General features: G+C 66.8%; 18 protein-coding genes. 17 read left to right on the top strand and 1 reads right to left on the bottom strand.

The genetic code is table 11. From position 1 onward, the window contains the following. The first annotated feature begins 22 nt into the window (after nt 1–22). The 12 genes from ABD104_RS11770 to ABD104_RS11715 all read left to right on the top strand — a co-directional run bounded on the left by ABD104_RS11770 (nt 23) and on the right by ABD104_RS11715 (nt 10,346). Complete coding sequence (locus ABD104_RS11770; protein WP_087840795.1) at nt 23–952, top strand: DnaJ C-terminal domain-containing protein; 930 nt, start codon at nt 23–25, stop codon at nt 950–952. Nucleotides 953–954: 2 nt separating this feature from the next. Next, complete coding sequence (locus tag ABD104_RS11765) at nt 955–1,272, top strand: chaperone modulator CbpM (protein ID WP_087840794.1); 318 nt, start codon at nt 955–957, stop codon at nt 1,270–1,272. A gap of 146 nt (nt 1,273–1,418) precedes the next feature. After that, a complete protein-coding gene (locus ABD104_RS11760) occupies nt 1,419–2,261 on the top strand; it encodes an IclR family transcriptional regulator (RefSeq protein ID WP_087840793.1) in 843 nt (280 codons plus the stop codon). Continuing rightward, nucleotides 2,261–3,058: an SDR family oxidoreductase gene (locus ABD104_RS11755; protein ID WP_087840792.1), complete on the top strand. Its 798-nt coding sequence runs from the start codon at nt 2,261–2,263 to the stop codon at nt 3,056–3,058. Before ABD104_RS11760 ends, ABD104_RS11755 begins: the two co-directional genes overlap by 1 nt. Further along, nucleotides 3,051–4,730, top strand: a complete 1,680-nt coding sequence (locus tag ABD104_RS11750) for a thiamine pyrophosphate-binding protein (RefSeq protein ID WP_087840791.1) — start codon at nt 3,051–3,053, stop codon at nt 4,728–4,730. The genes ABD104_RS11755 and ABD104_RS11750 overlap by 8 nt, the downstream gene beginning before the upstream one ends. Before the next feature lie 3 nt (nt 4,731–4,733). Beyond that, nucleotides 4,734–6,212, top strand: a complete 1,479-nt coding sequence (locus tag ABD104_RS11745) for an aldehyde dehydrogenase (RefSeq protein ID WP_420495837.1) — start codon at nt 4,734–4,736, stop codon at nt 6,210–6,212. Between the two features lie 129 nt (nt 6,213–6,341). After that, nucleotides 6,342–7,301, top strand: a complete 960-nt coding sequence (locus ABD104_RS11740) for a VOC family protein (protein WP_087840790.1) — start codon at nt 6,342–6,344, stop codon at nt 7,299–7,301. Between the two features lie 30 nt (nt 7,302–7,331). After that, nucleotides 7,332–7,634 carry a hypothetical protein gene (locus ABD104_RS11735; protein WP_371695517.1) on the top strand — a complete coding sequence of 101 codons (303 nt, stop codon included), beginning with the start codon at nt 7,332–7,334 and terminating at the stop codon, nt 7,632–7,634. Continuing rightward, on the top strand, nt 7,634–7,861 hold the full coding sequence (locus ABD104_RS11730) for a recombinase-like helix-turn-helix domain-containing protein (RefSeq protein ID WP_087840788.1): 228 nt from the start codon (nt 7,634–7,636) through the stop codon (nt 7,859–7,861). The genes ABD104_RS11735 and ABD104_RS11730 overlap by 1 nt, the downstream gene beginning before the upstream one ends. Nucleotides 7,862–7,871: 10 nt before the next feature. Then, complete coding sequence (locus tag ABD104_RS11725; protein ID WP_087840787.1) at nt 7,872–8,891, top strand: aromatic ring-hydroxylating oxygenase subunit alpha; 1,020 nt, start codon at nt 7,872–7,874, stop codon at nt 8,889–8,891. A 58-nt stretch (nt 8,892–8,949) separates the two neighbouring features. Then, nucleotides 8,950–9,369 carry a RidA family protein gene (locus tag ABD104_RS11720; protein ID WP_087840786.1) on the top strand — a complete coding sequence of 140 codons (420 nt, stop codon included), beginning with the start codon at nt 8,950–8,952 and terminating at the stop codon, nt 9,367–9,369. A 20-nt stretch (nt 9,370–9,389) separates the two neighbouring features. After that, nucleotides 9,390–10,346 (top strand): PDR/VanB family oxidoreductase, encoded by a 957-nt coding sequence (locus ABD104_RS11715; RefSeq protein ID WP_087840785.1) that lies wholly within the window; start codon nt 9,390–9,392, stop codon nt 10,344–10,346. Between the two features lie 457 nt (nt 10,347–10,803). Here the strand turns inward: ABD104_RS11715 and ABD104_RS11710 are convergent, their stop codons facing one another. After that, a complete protein-coding gene (locus ABD104_RS11710; RefSeq protein ID WP_242621595.1) occupies nt 10,804–11,535 on the bottom strand; it encodes a GntR family transcriptional regulator in 732 nt (243 codons plus the stop codon). Between the two features lie 206 nt (nt 11,536–11,741). On the opposite strand from ABD104_RS11710, the gene ABD104_RS11705 reads away from it, so the two are divergent. From ABD104_RS11705 to ABD104_RS11685, 5 genes are read left to right on the top strand one after another with little or no spacing between them, the layout of a single operon-like run. Next, the gene (locus tag ABD104_RS11705; RefSeq protein ID WP_087840783.1) at nt 11,742–12,605 is read left to right on the top strand and encodes a VOC family protein; all 864 of its coding nucleotides are present in this window, start codon (nt 11,742–11,744) and stop codon (nt 12,603–12,605) included. After that, nucleotides 12,602–13,303 (top strand): class II aldolase/adducin family protein, encoded by a 702-nt coding sequence (locus ABD104_RS11700; protein WP_207958608.1) that lies wholly within the window; start codon nt 12,602–12,604, stop codon nt 13,301–13,303. The genes ABD104_RS11705 and ABD104_RS11700 overlap by 4 nt, the downstream gene beginning before the upstream one ends. 10 nt (nt 13,304–13,313) lie before the next feature. After that, entirely contained in the window at nt 13,314–14,768 is a 1,455-nt protein-coding gene (locus ABD104_RS11695; protein WP_087840782.1) for a 2-hydroxymuconic semialdehyde dehydrogenase, read from the top strand. Between the two features lie 10 nt (nt 14,769–14,778). After that, nucleotides 14,779–14,970, top strand: a complete 192-nt coding sequence (locus ABD104_RS11690) for a 2-hydroxymuconate tautomerase (protein ID WP_087840781.1) — start codon at nt 14,779–14,781, stop codon at nt 14,968–14,970. Nucleotides 14,971–15,008: 38 nt separating this feature from the next. Then, nucleotides 15,009–16,169, top strand: coding sequence for an ABC transporter substrate-binding protein (locus ABD104_RS11685; RefSeq protein WP_087840865.1), 1,161 nt, complete (start codon nt 15,009–15,011; stop codon nt 16,167–16,169). Nucleotides 16,170–16,188: the final 19 nt, after the last annotated feature.

Below are 16,188 nucleotides of genomic sequence, written 5' to 3'. Positions count from 1 at the left end.
TTTACTTTGCGAGACCGCGGCTATGGAGTTCAAGGACTACTACGCTACTTTGGGCGTCGAGCAGGGGGCGTCGGACGACGATATCCGGCAGGCCTACCGCAAGCTGGCCCGCAAGTACCATCCGGACGTCAGCAAGGAGGCCGACGCCGAGCAGCGCATGCGCGACGTCAACGAGGCCTACCAGGTGTTGAAGGATCCCGAGAAACGGGCCGCCTACGACAACCTGGCGGCCGGCGTCTCGCCCGGCGGCGATTTCCGGCCTCCGCCCGACTGGGACAGCGGATTCGAGTTCCGCGGGGCCAGTCCTCGCGACGACGCCGCGTTCAGCGAGTTCTTCTCGTCGCTGTTCGGCGCGCGCCATCGTCCGGGCGGCGCGCAGATGCGCGCCCGGGGCGAGGATCATCACGCCGCCATCGAGATCGACCTCGACGACGCCCTGCACGGCGCGACCCGCGACATCTCGCTGCGCTCCATCGGCCACGACGAGAACGGCCAGCCCCGGCTGCAGACGCGCACGCTGAGCGTCCGCATCCCGGCCGGGATTCGCGAGGGACAGTTCATCCGGCTGGCGGGGCAGGGCATGCCCGGCCTGGGTGGCGGCGAGAATGGCGACCTCTATCTCGAGGTCCGGATCAAGCCCCACCCGCGCTATCGGGCCGAGGGCCGCGACCTGTACATGAACCTGCCGGTGGCCCCGTGGGAAGCCGCGCTGGGCGCCACGGTGCGGGCGCCCACGCCGCACGGCCCGGTCGAGGTCGGCGTGCCGGCGAACTCGCGCAACGGCCGCAAGCTGCGCCTGAAGGGCAGGGGCATCCCGGGCGACCCGGCCGGCGACCTCTATCTGGTGCTGGAGATCGCCTGGCCGCCCGCCGATACCGAAAAGGCGAAGGCCGCCTATAGACACCTGGCGCAGGAAATACCCTTCGACCCGCGCCGGAACCTGGGAGACTGACGATGAAGACGGTGGCCGTCACCGCCACATTGGTGGGCAAGGACCAGCCGCTCAGCACCGGGGACCTGGCCCGGGCCTGCGGCGCCGAGGAAGCCTGGGTGCTGCAATTGGTCAAGGTCGGCATCATCGAGGCCAGCGGCCGTCCGGCCGACTGGTGCTTCGACAGCGCCGCGCTGCGGCGGGCGCTGGCTGCCCGCGACCTGCAGCGCGATTTCGATGCCAGCCTGGACGCGGCGGCGCTGATCCTCGACATGAGCAACGAGATACGGCGGCTGCGCGCGCGGCTGCGTGTGCTGGGCCTGGACGCCGAAGCCCGCTGAATACCACGATTTCGGGTTTACCCTAGTGCCGACGAAGGGGCGGAGCGGCTATATTTCGTTCTGTTCCGTGTATGGATTGTCAGTTCATATTTGAAACGATATCCATGCGCATCCCTTAGCCACTCGTCCGAACCCCAGCGCGCGCCGTGAACCCGCTTTCCCCCCAGGAAACCCCGCAGGACAAGTACGTCGTTCCCGGCCTCGAGCGCGGCCTGCGGGTGCTGTGCGAGGTCGGCCAGGCCCAGGGCGCCATGAACGCGCCCGAACTGGCGCGTCGGCTGGGCGTGCCCCGCACCACGGTATTCCGGTTGCTGGCCACGCTCGAGCGCATGGGCTTCATCCATCGCGCGGACAACGGCCGCGACTATTCGCTGGGCATGGCCGTGCTGCGCCTGGGCTTCGAGTACCTCGCCTCGCTCGAGCTGACCCAGTTGGGGGCGCCCCTGCTGGAGCGGGTGCGCAACGAATTCAATCTCTCCTGCCATCTGGTGGTGCGCGACGGCGCGGACATCGTCTACGTCGCCAAGGCCGCCGCCAACACGCCCCTCGCCAGCTCGGTGAACGTCGGCACGCGCCTGCCGGCCCATGCCACGGTGCTGGGCCGGGTGCTGATGGCCGACATGTCCCTGGAAGCGCTGCGCGAGCTGTACCCGCAGGGGACGCTGCCCGTCGTCAACGCGTTCACGCCCCGCTCGGTGGAGCAATTGCACGCGCTGCTGGTGCAGGACCGCCGGCGGCCCTATCTGTTGCACGAAGGCTTCTTCGAGTCGGGCATCTCCACCCTGGCCGCGCCGGTGCGCGAGCAGGGCGGCGCCATCGCCGCCGCGCTGGGCGTGGCGATGCCCGCCGTGCCGCTCGAGGCCGGACGCCTGGAGCGCCTGGCGCGCAGCGTCTGCGAAAGCGCCGCCGAACTTTCTTCTTTGCTCAACTACCGTGGGCAGGATGCCGCCTACGGTCTCGATGAAAAACTGAACGGAATGGTTGCCTGATGACTATGTATAAGCTTGACGGGAAGGTCGCCGTCGTCACGGGGGGAACCTCGGGCATCGGACTCGCGACGGTCGGCTTGCTGCTGGAAGCCGGCGCTGCAGTCGCCTTCTGCGGCCGCAACGAGGACAAGCTCGACCAGGCCAGGGAAGGCCTGCTGGCGCGCTTTCCCGGCGCCCGCATCCTCGCGGCCCGGTGCGACGTGCTGGTGCCCGAGCAGGTCGAGGCTTTCGCCGCCCAGGTGCAGAAAGAACTGGGAACGGCGTCCATCCTGGTCAACAACGCCGGCCAGGGCCGCGTGTCCACGTTCGCCAGCACCGAGAACTCGGCGTGGCTGGACGAAGTCCAACTGAAGTTCTTCTCGGTCATCAACCCGACCCGCAGCTTCATCCCGCAGCTTTCACTGAGCGAGGACGCCGCGATCGTGTGCGTGAACTCGCTCCTGGCGATCCAGCCCGAACCGCACATGGTGGCCACGTCGGCCGCGCGCGCCGGCATCCATAACCTGGTGCGCTCGCTGGCCTTCGAACTGGCCCCCAAGAAGATCCGCGTGAACGGCATCCTGCTGGGACTGGTGGAATCGGGCCAATGGCGCCGCCGCTACGAAGAGCGCAAGGATCGCTCCTTGACCTGGGAACAATGGACGGGCCGCATCGCCGCCGAGAAACAGATCCCGCTGGGCCGCCTGGGCCGCCCCGAAGAGCCCGCGCGGGCCATTTTCTTCCTTGCCACGCCCTTGTCTTCCTACACGACGGGCAGCCATATCGATATTTCCGGAGGGGTTTGCCGTCATGCCTAATGTCAACCGTATCACCGTCGGCGCAGCCATTGCGCAGTTCCTGGAGAACTGCGGCGTCAAGGCGGCATTCGGGGTCATCTCGATCCACAACATGCCCATCCTGGACGCCTTCGGCGAACGCGGCAACATCCGCTTCGTCATGGCCCGGGGCGAGGCGGGCGCGACCAACATGGCCGACGCCTATGCCCGCACCACCGGCGGCCTGGGCGTGACCGTGACCAGCACCGGCACCGCCGCCGGCAATGCCGCGGGCTCGATGGTCGAAGCCATCACCGCCGGCACGCCGCTGCTGCACCTGACCGGCCAGATCGACAGCCCCTACCTGGACCAGAACCTGGGCTTCATCCACGAAGCCAACCATCAGCTCGACATGCTGCAGGCCGTCTCCAAGGCCGCGTTCCGCATCCGTACGCCCGAGACCGCCATTGGCATCGTCAAGCGCGCCGTGCAGATCGCCATGACCGCGCCCACCGGCCCGGTCAGCATCGAGATTCCCATCGACGTGCAGGCCGCGCTGATCGACGAACCCGCCGACCTGAATCCGCTGCCCGTGGTGCCCCTGGCGCCGTCCGAGGCCGCGCTGGACGAACTGGCCAACCGCCTGGCCCAGGCCAAGCGCCCGCTGCTGTGGCTGGGCGGTGGCGCCCGCCAGGCCGGCGAACAGGTGCGCCGTCTGGTCAAGATGGGCTTCGGCGTGATCACCAGCACGCAGGGCCGCGGCGTGATCCCGGAAAACGACCCGGCCTGCCTGGGTTCGTTCACGGTCGCCAAGCCGGTCGAGAACCTCTACCAGACGGTGGACGCCCTGCTGGTGGTCGGCTCGCGCCTGCGCAGCAACGAGACGCTGAAGTACGCGATCAAGCTGCCCGCGACCCGGTACCGCATCGACGCCGATTCGCAGGCGGACGGCCGCGCCTATACCACCGATTTCTTCGTCAACGGCGACGCGACGCTGGCGCTCAAGGGCCTGGCCGACCGCCTGGAAGGCAAGATGTCGGTCGATCCCAAGTTCCTGGACGACATCCGGTCCGCCAAGCAGGCCGCGATGGCCAAGCTGCGCGATGACGTCGGCCCGTACACCCGGCTGATCGACACCTTGCAGTCGGTGGTGGGCGAGTCCTTCAACTGGGTCCGCGACGTCACGTTGTCCAACAGCATCTGGGGCAACCGCCTGCCCTGCCTGCACGAGCCCAAGGCCGGCGTGCATGCCCTGGGCGGCGGCATCGGGCTGGGCCTGGCCATGGGCGTGGGCGCCGCCGTCGGCGCGGCCGTGACCGGCTCGGGCAAGAAGACCTTCACGCTGGCCGGCGACGGCGGCTTCATCCTGAACCTGGGCGAGTTGGCGACGGCCGTGCAGGAACAGGCCGACATGCTCATCGTCCTGATGAACGACCAGTCGTACGGCGTCATCAAGAACATCCAGGACGCGGTCTATGGCGGGCGCAAGCATTACGTGCAACTGCATACCCCCGACTATGCGCTGCTGACGCAGTCCATGGGCCTGGGCCATGCCCGCGTCAAGAACCTGGACGAGCTGGAAGGCGCGCTCAGGCAGGGCCTGGCCGCCAAGGGCCCGTTCATCGTCGAGATCGACATGTTGTCGGTCGGCGGCTTCAACACCAAGTTCGCGGGTCCCCCGGTCAAGGCCGCGACCGACAAGGCGGGAGCCTGAACCATGCTGATTTCCGACAAGAATCTTCCCATCTGCGTCGCCGGCGTCTGGCGCGAGGGCGGCGGCGACCGCTACGCGACCGTGTATCCGGCCACCGGCGAGCCCGTGGCCTACCTGAACGCGGCCAGCCTGGACGACGTCGAAGAGGCGATCCAGGGCGCGCACAAGGCTTTCCGCACCAGCGGCTGGGCCCAGCGCAAGCCGCACGAGCGCGCCGCCGTGCTGTACCGGATCGCGCAATTGATCCGCGAGCGCGCCGAGGACCTGGCCCAGCGCCAGCGCCTGGACAACGGCAAGCCCATCAGCGAGACGCGCGCGCTGGTGGCCAGCGCCGCGGGTACCTTCCAGTTCTTCGCGGCCGCCTGCGAGACGCTGGAGGAAGTGATCACGCCGTCGCGCGGCGACTACGTTTCCATGAGCGTGTACGACCCCATGGGCGTGGTGGCCGCCATCACCCCCTGGAACTCGCCCATCGCCAGCGAGGCCCAGAAAATGGCCCCGGCGCTGGCCGCCGGCAACGCCCTGGTGGTCAAGCCCGCCGAAGTCACGCCGTTGATGGCCCTGGACCTGGCCGCCATCTGTGAAGAGGCCGGCGTGCCCAAGGGCATCATCAGCGTGCTGCCGGGCAAGGGCTCGATCATCGGCGACGCCATCACCAAGCACCCGCTGGTCAAGCGCGTGTCCTTCACCGGCGGCACGACCACCGGCCGGCACATCGCCCACATCGCGGCCGACAAGATGATGCCGGTGTCTCTGGAACTGGGCGGCAAGTCGCCCACCATGGTGTTCGAGGACGCCGACCTGGACCATGCCGTCAACGGCGTGCTGTACGGCATCTTCAGTTCGTCGGGCGAATCCTGCATCGCCGGGTCGCGCCTGTTCGTCGCCTCGTCCATCTACGAGCAGTTCCTGGACCGCCTGACCAAGGGCGCCGCGGCGCTGCGCGTGGGCGACCCTGCCGACGAGCGTACCCAGATGGGCCCGCTCATCACCGGCCGCCATCGCGAATCGATCGAGCGCTACGTCGAGCTGGGCGTGTCCGAGGGCGGCCGCATCCGCACCGGCGGACATCGTCCGGAAGGCGGCATCTACGACAAGGGCTATTTCTATCGCCCCACCATCATCGAGGGCCTGGACAACCGGGCGCGCATCAGCCAGGAGGAGATCTTCGGGCCGGTGCTGGTGGCGATGCCGTTCGACAACGAAGAGAACCTGATCGAGCAGGCCAACGACAGCGTGTACGCGCTGGCCGCCGGCATCTGGACGCGCGACTACAAGCGCGCCTGGCGCGTGGGCCGCGCCGTGCAGGCCGGCACGGTGTGGATCAACACCTACAAGTTCTTCTCGATTTCCACGCCGTTCGGCGGCTGGCGCGACAGCGGCCTGGGTCGCGAGAAGGGCCGACTCGGCATCCTGCAGTACATGGAACAGAAAGGCATGTACTGGGGCATGAACCAGAATCCTTTGCCTTGGGCAGTGTAGGGCTCCCCCCTACGCGCTTACGCGCGCCCCCCAGGGGGCGGGCGGCGAAGGACCGGCGGAGCCGGATCCTTCGTGCCCTGGTCTAGGTGGGGCGTCTTGGTGCGGAGCACCAAGTTTTGGAGAGATATGATGGACGTATTGGGTATAGACGAAATCACCTACGGCGCCGACGATCTGGCCGCGTGCAAACAGTTCCTGTCCGACTGGGGCTTGACGCTGGCCGAGGAAACCGACAAGTCGCTGGTGTTCGAGTCGATGAACAAGTGCCGGGTGATCGTGAAGACCACCGATTTCCCGGGCCTGCCGCCGGCGATCGAGGATGGCCCGACGCTGCGTGAAGTGGTGTGGGGCGTGTCCAGCGACGAAGTGCTGGAGCGCTTCGCCGCTCGCCTGAAGGACAAGCCGGGCTACGTGAACGAAGGCGGGCGGGTCGGTTGTACCGACCCCAACGGCCTGGCGGTACGTTTCCAGACCACCCGCAAGATCGACATCGACCTCGACAGCCCGGGCATGAACACCTGGGGCACCAAGGCCCGCCGCAACCAGCGCAGCCCGATCTACGAGCGCGCCACGCCCATCGAGGTCGGCCACGTGGTGTTCTTCGTGAAGGATGTGAAGGCCTGCGAGCAGTTCTACACCGAGAACTTCGGTTTCGTGGCTTCCGACCGCTATCCGGGCAAGGGCGCCTTCCTGCGTTGCGCGCCCGAGGGCGGCCACCATGACCTGTTCCTGTTGCAGCCGCCGCAGCCGCGCGCCGGCCTGAACCACGTGGCGTTCGCCGTGCGCGACATCCATGAGGTGTTCGGCGGCGGCATGGCGATGGCCCGCCATGGCTGGAGCACGCAGCTCGGCCCGGGGCGCCACCCGATATCGTCGGCCTACTTCTGGTATTTCAATTTCCCGGGCGGCGGCCTGATCGAGTACTACGCCGACGACGACTACCTGGACGCCGAGTGGGAAGCCCGCGATTTCGAGCCCGGTCCCACGGTGTTCGCCGAATGGGCGATCGACGGCGGCCTGGACGGCAACACCCGCCGCCAGAAGAACGCCAAGGCGCCCGACGGCAAGTTTCTTACCGAGAAGAAATAGGGGCGACGTATGGCCGAGCCGGCGAATGTGATGTTGACCGTGCTGCTCAAGCACGATCAGTCGAACAATCTGGACGCGGTCCAGACCAAGCTGAAAGAAGCCGACTGGTGGGAGCGGTTCCCGCCCGAGGGCGTGAAGATCGTGTCCTGGACCGTGGCGATGGGGCTGGGGCAGATCGTGACGCTCGAGGTGCCGCCGCATCTGCTGGCCACGGTCAATGTCGAACTCGAGCGCTCGGCCTGGGGCGTGTTCCGCACCGAGTGCTATCCCACTTATGACTTTGTTCCCGTTCGCGAACGCATCCGCGAACGCGTACGCAACGGAGGTAAATGATGCAAGAAGACCGTTATCTGGAACCGCATCAGGCGCGGCGCCGTACTCCCACGGAATGGGAAAGCCTGCTGGGCGATTCGCTCGAGCGCGCGTTCGCGGCGGGCAAGCATGAACTGGCTCCCATCGTCGACTACCTGAACCATGCCGGCCCCCCGGCCCCCAACGGCGTGCCCTGGACCGAGGAACTGCTGCAATCCGAACTGGCCCGCCTGGCCGAGACCGCCTGAGGAGTCCGCCATGATCAAGATCGATAGCCCCGACACCCTGCTCGCGAACGGCCTGAAAGACACCTGGTACGCGATCTGTCCGTCCAATTTCATTACCGACAAGCCCGTGTCGCTGCGCCGCCTGGGCATGAAGCTGGTGTTCTGGCGCGACGAAGCCGGCAAGCTGTACGCGCTGGAAGACCACTGCCCGCACCGTGGCGCGCCGCTGTCGCGCGGCATCCTGCTGGGCGACCGCATCGCCTGCGGCTACCACGGCGTGCAGGTGCGCGCCGACGGCGTGGTGACCAACGTGCCGGGCAGCCCCGGTTGCAGCCTGGAAGGCAAGCGCGCCGCGCGTTCCTTCCACGTGGTCGAGCGCAACGGCGCGGTGTTCCTGTACAACTCGGCCAACAACGTGGACGAGGCTCCCGATTTCACGCTGCCGGAAGAACTGGTCTCGGACGAGTTCGCCTCCTTCCTGTGCTACACCGAGTGGCGCGGCGACTATCGCTACGTCATCGACAACGTCATGGACCCGATGCACGGGACCTACCTGCACAAGCAGTCGCACTCGATGGCCGAAGGTTCCTCGGTGGCGGAGTTCGGCGTGCGCGACACCGAGCACGGCTTCGTGTTCGAGAAGAAGGGCCAGCGCGGCGTGAACTTCGACTGGACCGAGTGGGCCAATACCGGCCTGCACTGGCTGCGGCTCGAGATCCCGTATCCCGCCACCGGCGGCCCCGGCGGCAGCTTCGCCATCGTCGGCACCTACACGCCCATTTCCGAGAACCTGGCCGCCGTGTTCCACTGGCGCTGCCGCAAGGTCTCGGGCTGGCAGCGCCATGCGTGGCAGTTCCTGTACCGCAACCGACTGGAAGCGCGCCACTGGGCGGTGCTGGAGCAGGACCGCGAAGTGCTGGAAGTCATGGAGCCGGACGCCAACCAGCGCGAGAACCTGTACCAGCACGACATCGGGCTGGTCCGCCTGCGCCGCCACCTGCGCAACCTGGCGACCGAGCAGTTCGAGCAACTGAAAGGAAAGACGGCGTGAGCCGCCGTGCCGGGCATGGATTCCCCGTCCGGGGAATCCGCGGCGCCTGGAGGCGGCGATGAGCGGCGGCGCGGCGGCGCGCCGCGTCATCGCGCCGTCGGTGCCCGAGCGCGAGACGGCCACCTGGTCCAATTGCCTGGTCCTGGGCAATGAAATCTCGATGTCGGGCATGACGGCCAACCCTGAATCCACGGCCGCCGCACCGCTGGGCACCTACGAACAAACCCTGATTGTGCTAGGCAAAATCCGCGCTTTGGTCGAGGCCGCTGGCGGAGGGGTGCAAAATATTTATAAACTGGTGATTTACGTGACGAACATCCAGGACAAGGATGAAGTCGGAAGGGCCCGCAAGGAGTTCTTCCGGGCGCCTTATCCGTGTTCCACGTTGGTCGAGGTGCGTGGCCTCGTTTTTCCCGGTCTGACCGTGGAGATCGATGCGTTTGCGCGGCTCGACATCGCCCTGCGTGCCGACGCATAACCGTTTTTTCCGACCTTTTCATGAACAGCAGCTCACTCCTTACGGTACTGGTTCACGCCATCCGCCTTGAAGCGCAGGGCATCATCAGTGTCGAGTTCCGCTCGCCCACGGGCGAAGAACTGCCTGCCTTCGCCGCGGGCTCCCACATCGACCTGCATCTGCCCAACGGCCTGGTGCGCAGCTATTCGCTGTTCAACTCGCCCGAAGAGCGGCATCGCTACGTGGTGGGCGTGCTGAACGACCGTAACAGCCGCGGCGGTTCGCGCTTCGTGCACGAGCAGCTGCGCGTGGGCTCGACCATCAAGATCGCGCCGCCGCGCAACAACTTCGAGCTGGACGAGTCGGCGGCCAAGTCGGTGCTGCTGGCCGGCGGCATCGGCGTGACGCCCATCTTCTGCATGTACAACCGCCTGCGCGCCATTGGCAAGCCGGTGGAACTGGTCTATTGCGCGCGCACCAAGAGCGAGGCGGCGTTCGTCGACGAGCTGGTGGCCTCGGGCGGCAAGGTCACGACGCGCTTCGACGACCAGGCCGGCGGCCCGCCCAACCTGCGCGAGCTGCTGGGCTCGCAGCCGGCGGACACCCATTTCTACTGCTGTGGCCCCACGCCCATGCTGGACGCCTTCGAGGCCACCTGCAAGGAACTGGGCTACCAGAACGTGCACATCGAACGCTTCGCTGCCGCCGGCGAAGTCACGGCCTCGCAGGAAGGCAGCTACCAGGTCGAGCTGGCCAAGTCGGGCAAGACCATCGACGTGCCGGCCGGGATGTCGCTGCTCGATGCGCTGCTGGAAGCCGGCGTCGACGCCGACTACAGCTGCCGCGAAGGCGTGTGCGGCGCGTGCGAGACCGCCGTGCTGGAAGGCACGCCCGAGCATCGCGACTCGGTGCTGACCGAGCGCGAGCGCGAGTCGAACAAGACCATGATGGTCTGCGTGTCGGGCTGCAAGGGCGCCAAGCTGGTGTTGGATATTTGACCCCCCCTACGCGCTGACGCGCGCCCCCCAGGGGGCGATGCGGGTGGACCGGCGGAGCCGGATCCACCGCATCCTGGGTCTAGTACCCGTTTCTTGGGTTGTGGCAGCCGTGCTTCGCTGGCTGCCAGCGGTAGTAACGGTGTGGCGTACCAAAAAACCGGTACTAGATCCAGGGCGCCGCGGATCCGGCTTTGCCGGTCCGCTAGTGCCGCCCCTTGAGGGGCGCGGCCATAGGCCGCGTGGGGTGGGCTCTCCTGCCGGTCCGCTAGTGCCGCCCCTTGAGGGGCGCGGCCGAAGGCCGCTTGGGGGTGGGTTTCCCCGACCGGCGGAGCCGGATCCACCGCATCCTGGGGCCGAGGGGGGCGGGAGTCGGGCGGTGTCTTTGGGCACCGCCTTTTTTATGTCCGTTTGATAGGCAGGCGTAATACGGGGGAGGGCAAAGTCCCCGGGCGGAGCCCTACGGCGCCGCCGCGCCGTCGGCGATGGGCGTGACGTTCGTGAACAGGTCCGCCGGCAGGTGCTTGACCGCCTCGTAGGTCGTGCTGATGTGCTCGGACAGCAATTGGCCGGCGCGTTCGCCGTCCCGCGCCAGCGAGGCCTCCAGGATGTTGCGGTGCTCGTCGTGCACGTCGCGCGGAATGGGCTTGCGCGTGACGACCAGCCGCCGGTAGCGCTCCGCCTGCTGGTACAGGATGCCCAGGAAGTGGTGCATCCAGCGTGACGTACAGGCGCTGATCAGCGCCTGGTGGAACTCGCGGTTGCGGTCTTCCCACTCGTCGAAGCGGTTGACCGGATTCGTGGCAAGGCGTTCCTCGGCCCGGCTCAGGCGGTGGAAGGCGGCGATGATGCGGCTTTCCCAGACGTCGTCGCCGGCCTGGATGGCCTGCCGCAGCGCTTCGCACTCCAGCAGGATGCGATTGCGGGTGATGTCCAGGAAATCTTCCATGGAGATGGGCGTGACATGGAAGCCGCGCTGGCCGTGGGAGACCACCAGCGCATCGGACACCAGCAGCGACAGCGCCTCGCGCAGCGTGCCGGCGCCGACTCCATAGGAATCCTTCAGGTGTTCCACGCGCAGGCGCGAGCCCGGCGCAAGCTTGCCTTCGATGATGTCGCGCCGCAGGGCGGCATAGGCCGTGCCCACGAGCGTGGTGGGGGCGGCTGCGTGGGCCAGGGGCGGTAGTTCCAATGGGATTCCAGGCATGCGTCTCGGGCGGCTGGGTGCCCCCTCTCATGAGCGATGGCTAGATTCTAGTCGATTCTCGATGAAATCCCCGGGCATTAGGGAAATCCATAAAATCTCGATAAAAATATTTCCAACCGATATTTTGTGGCGTATCGTGTCCGCCTACGAAAAGTGCAGGGGGCTTTCACGGCCCCCAGCTGGAGACACCGGTGATTCATCTACACGACATCCGCTACGTGCGGCTGGGCACGCCCGACCTGGAAGGTTCGGTGCGCTATGCAACCGAAGTCCTGGGTCTGGAAGTGGCCCGCCGCGTCGGCAAGGCGGTCTACCTGAAGTCCGACAGCCGCGATCACACGCTCTGCTATTTCGAAGGTGATCCGCGTGACCACACCTCGGCCTTCGAGGTCGACACGCCCGAAGAACTCGACCAGGCCATGGTGCTGCTGGAGCAGTCGGGCTACGCGGCCACCCGCGGCAGCGTCGAGGAAGCCGAGAAGCGCCACGTGCGCGACTTCATCAACTTCAAGGACCCGTCGGGCAACAGCGTCGACCTGGTCCATGCGCCGCACCATAGCGGCCGCCGCTATTTCCCGTCGCGCGACGCGGGCATCACGGGATTCAGCCACATCGGCCTGCGCACCCTGAATCCCCGCCGCGACGAAGCCTTCTGGACCCAGCTGCTCAGCGCCAAGGTCAGCGACCGCATCGGCGAAGCGCCCCTGCTGCGCATCGACGAAGTGCATCACAAGATCGCGCTGTTCCCGTCCAGCTACCCCGGCGTGCAGCACATCAATCATCAGGTCGAGAGCATCGACGACGTGATGCGGGCCTATTACATCCTGCTGGAGAAGCGCATCCCCATCCGCTTCGGCCCGGGCCGCCATCCGACCTCGGGCGCGATGTTCCTGTATTTCGAGGGACCGGACGGCATGATCTACGAATACTCGACGGGCGTGCGCCTGATCACGGAAGAGGACGAGAAGACCTACCGTCCCCGCACTTTCCCTGCCATCCCGTCGTCGTTCTGCATGTGGGGATCCAAACCCGATATTCCGGAGTTCAAGACTTGAGCCAGCACGACAACGCACCGACCGCCCGGCAGCAGAGCCTGGTGCGGGCGGCCGCCCGCGCCCTGGCGCGCGCCAACCTGGTCCATGCCTACGGCCATTGCAGCCTGCGGCTGGATGCCGACCGTTTCCTGGTGTGCGCCGCCAAGCCCATGGGCATGATCGGTCCGCACGAGGACGGCACCGTGGTCCCGGTTCGCGGCGAACTGCCCGAAGGCGTGCTGGGGGAAGTCCGCATCCACCAGCACATCTATCGCTTGCGGCCCGAGGTCGGAGCGGTGATCCGCAGCATGCCGCGCGACGTGATGACCCTGTCGTCCGCGCGCGTGACGCCGGCGCCGCGCCATGGCATGGGCTCGTATTTCTCGCCGGCCGTCCCGCTCTGGGACGATCCGCAACTGATCCGCACCGACGAGCAGGCCGCCGGCGTGGCCGCGAAGCTGGGCACCGCCGCGGCCGTGGTCATGCGCGGCAACGGCGCGGTGGTAGCCGCGCCCAATATCGAGCAGGCGGTGGTGCTGAACTGGTACCTGGAAGACGCCGCGCGCATCGAGCTGCAACTGCGCGCGGCCGGACTGGCCGACGGCCCGACGCTGTCGCCGGAAGAGGCGGCCCGCCGTGCCACCGGCGCAGGCCGCATCTTCGAACGCATGTGGGAATACCTGTGCGACGGCGATCCCGAATTTGCAAACGTCATCTGAGAATACAGCCATGAACGAATTCAAGAATTTCATCAACGGCCAGTGGGTCGCCACCGGCAAGACCTTCGAGAACCGCAACCCCGTCGACAACAGCCTGATCGGTCCCGTGCACGAGGCCGGCCGTGCCGAAGTCGATGCCGCCGTCAAGGCCGCGCGCGCCGCCCTGTCGGGCCCGTGGGCGACCATGAAGGTGCAGCAGCGGGTGGAAATGCTGCACGCCATCGCCGACGGCATCAACCGCCGGTTCGATGATTTCCTGGCGGCCGAGATGGCCGATACCGGCAAGCCCCACGTGCTCGCCAGCCATGTCGACATCCCCCGCGGCGCCGCCAACTTCAAGGTCTTCGCCGACCTGATCCGCAATGTGCCGGGCGAAAGCTTCGACATGGAGACCCCTGACAACGGCTTCGCGCTGAACTACGCGGTACGCGTGCCGCGCGGCGTCATCGGCGTGGTCTGCCCGTGGAACCTGCCGCTGCTCCTGATGACCTGGAAGGTCGGCCCGGCCCTGGCCTGCGGCAACACCGTCGTGGTCAAGCCGTCCGAGGAAACCCCGGCCACCGCCACGCTGCTGGGCGAGGTGATGAACGAGGTCGGCGTGCCGCCCGGCGTCTACAACGTCGTCCACGGTTTCGGCCCGGACTCCGCCGGCGAATTCCTGACCCAGCATCCCGACGTGGACGGCATTACCTTCACCGGCGAGACCCGTACCGGCGAAGCCATCATGAAGGCCGCCGCCAAGGGCGTGCGCCCGGTGTCGTTCGAACTGGGCGGCAAGAACCCCGGCATCGTGTTCGCCGACGCCGATTTCGACAAGGCTGTCGCCGGCATCGCCCGTTCCGCGTTCGAGAACAGCGGCCAGGTGTGCCTGGGTACCGAGCGCGTCTACGTGCAGCGCCCCATCTTCGAGAAGTTCGTTGCCGCGCTCAAGGCCAAGGCCGAGTCGTTCAAGCTGGGCGATCCGCACGACCACGCCACCAATTTCGGTCCGCTGGTCTCGCAGGTGCATCGCGAGAAGGTCCTGAGCTATTACGCCAAGGCCCGCGAGGAAGGCGCCACCATCGTCACCGGCGGCGGCGTGCCCGACATGCCCGGCAAGATGTCCGAGGGCGCCTGGGTGCAGCCCACGATCTGGACCGGCCTGCCCGAGACGGCCGCCGTGATCCGCGAGGAGATCTTCGGACCCTGCTGCCACATCACGCCCTTCGACACCGAGGAAGAAGTCATCAAGATGGCCAACGACACGCCGTACGGCCTGGCCGCCACGGTGTGGACGCAGAACGTGGGGACCGCCCATCGCCTGGGCAAGGCCTTGAACGTCGGTATCTGCTGGGTCAACTCGTGGTTCCTGCGCGACCTGCGCACGTCGTTCGGCGGCGCCAAGCAGTCGGGCATCGGCCGCGAGGGCGGGGTGCACTCGCTGGAGTTCTACACCGAACTGCGCAACGTCTGCGTGAAACTGTAAGGAGCTCGCCATGCCCCTCATCCAGGTGCAAATGATGGAGGGCCGCACCGACGAACAGCGCGCGGCCCTGATCGAGGAGTTGACCGAAGCGACCCACCGCGCCATCGGCGCTCCCCGCGAGTCCGTGCGCGTGGTGCTGGTCGAAGTGCCCAAGACGAATTTCGGGATAGGCGGCAAGACCGCCAAGGCGCTGGGGCGCTGATTTCCCGCTATTTCCCGACGAAGGAGACATAGTCGATGATGAAGAAGCAAACCGCCGTACTGGTCGCGGCGGCCCTGATGGTTGCCGGCGCCGCGCACGCCGAGGTCAAGATCGGTTTTTCCGGGGTGCTGTCGGGCCCCATGGCGGCGCTGGGCCAGGACCAGTACGACGGCTTCATGCTGGCTGTCGAGCAACTGGGCGGCAAGCTGGGCGGCCAGCCCGTGACCGTGCTGCGCGAGGATGACCAGCTCAAGCCGGACGTCGGCGCGCAGATCGTCCAGAAGTTCATCGAGCGCGACAAGGTCGACGCCATCGTCGGGCTGGGCTTCTCGAACGTGCTGATGGCCGAGACCCGCCGCATCAAGGATTCGGGCGTCGTCGCGCTGTCGACCAACGCCGGTCCGGCCCCGATCGCCGGCAAGGGCTGCATGGCCAACCTGTTCGTGATGGGGTGGCAGAACGACGGCATGTCCGAAGCCATGGGCAAGTACGCCAAGGAACAGGGCTACAAGAACGTCTACCTGATGACGTCGAACTACCAGGCCGGCAAGGACAAGCTGGCCGGCTTCAAGCGCTTCTACGGCGGCGCGATCCAGAACGAGGTCTACACCCCGCTGGGCCAGCTCGACTACGCGGCCGAGATCGCCGCCGTCCAGAGCGCCAAGCCGGATGCCCTGTTCGTGTTCTATCCCGGCGGCGTGGGCGTGAACTTCGTGCGCCAGTTGAACCAGGCCGGCCTGATGGGCAAGCTGCCGTTCCTGTCCGAGAGCCTGATCGATTCCAACTCGCTGGCCGCGCTCAAGCAGCAGGCGGTCGGTTCGATCTACGGCACGCCGTGGGCGCCGGTGCTCGACAATCCGCAGAACAAGAAATTCGTGTCGGGCTACGAAGCCAAGTACAAGCGTCCCCCCACCGAGTACGCGGTGGCCGCCTATGACGCCGCCTACCTGCTGGATGCCGCCATCACCAAGCTGGGCGGCAAGGTGTCGAACAAGAAGGCCTTCGCGGCCGCCGTCAAGGAAGCCGGCTCCAAGTTCCCCACGGCCCGTGGCAAGTTCGCCTTCAACACCAACAACATGCCCATCCAGCACTACTACGCCTACGAGATCGTCAAGAACGGCGACGGCGTGGGCTACAAGCAACTGTCGCAGGTCCTGACGGACCACAAGGACGCGTACGCGGCTGAATGCAAGATGTAGACCCCCCCCTACGCGCTTA

It is taken from the genome of Pigmentiphaga daeguensis (assembly GCF_039523035.1).
GTDB lineage: Bacteria > Pseudomonadota > Gammaproteobacteria > Burkholderiales > Burkholderiaceae_B > Pigmentiphaga > Pigmentiphaga daeguensis.
This window is presented reverse-complemented; position numbering and strand designations above follow the sequence as displayed.

What these genes read in the sequence shown, in the direction of transcription:
- ABD104_RS11770 (WP_087840795.1), top strand. Translation starts at nt 23, where the DNA reads ATGGAGTTCAAGGACTACTACGCTACTTTGGGCGTCGAGCAGGGGGCG.
- ABD104_RS11765 (WP_087840794.1), top strand. Translation starts at nt 955, where the DNA reads ATGAAGACGGTGGCCGTCACCGCCACATTGGTGGGCAAGGACCAGCCG.
- ABD104_RS11755 (WP_087840792.1), top strand. Translation starts at nt 2,261, where the DNA reads ATGACTATGTATAAGCTTGACGGGAAGGTCGCCGTCGTCACGGGGGGA.
- ABD104_RS11750 (WP_087840791.1), top strand. Translation starts at nt 3,051, where the DNA reads ATGCCTAATGTCAACCGTATCACCGTCGGCGCAGCCATTGCGCAGTTC.
- ABD104_RS11745 (WP_420495837.1), top strand. Translation starts at nt 4,734, where the DNA reads ATGCTGATTTCCGACAAGAATCTTCCCATCTGCGTCGCCGGCGTCTGG.
- ABD104_RS11740 (WP_087840790.1), top strand. Translation starts at nt 6,342, where the DNA reads ATGGACGTATTGGGTATAGACGAAATCACCTACGGCGCCGACGATCTG.
- ABD104_RS11735 (WP_371695517.1), top strand. Translation starts at nt 7,332, where the DNA reads ATGTTGACCGTGCTGCTCAAGCACGATCAGTCGAACAATCTGGACGCG.
- ABD104_RS11730 (WP_087840788.1), top strand. Translation starts at nt 7,634, where the DNA reads ATGCAAGAAGACCGTTATCTGGAACCGCATCAGGCGCGGCGCCGTACT.
- ABD104_RS11725 (WP_087840787.1), top strand. Translation starts at nt 7,872, where the DNA reads ATGATCAAGATCGATAGCCCCGACACCCTGCTCGCGAACGGCCTGAAA.
- ABD104_RS11720 (WP_087840786.1), top strand. Translation starts at nt 8,950, where the DNA reads ATGAGCGGCGGCGCGGCGGCGCGCCGCGTCATCGCGCCGTCGGTGCCC.
- ABD104_RS11715 (WP_087840785.1), top strand. Translation starts at nt 9,390, where the DNA reads ATGAACAGCAGCTCACTCCTTACGGTACTGGTTCACGCCATCCGCCTT.
- ABD104_RS11695 (WP_087840782.1), top strand. Translation starts at nt 13,314, where the DNA reads ATGAACGAATTCAAGAATTTCATCAACGGCCAGTGGGTCGCCACCGGC.
- ABD104_RS11690 (WP_087840781.1), top strand. Translation starts at nt 14,779, where the DNA reads ATGCCCCTCATCCAGGTGCAAATGATGGAGGGCCGCACCGACGAACAG.
- ABD104_RS11685 (WP_087840865.1), top strand. Translation starts at nt 15,009, where the DNA reads ATGAAGAAGCAAACCGCCGTACTGGTCGCGGCGGCCCTGATGGTTGCC.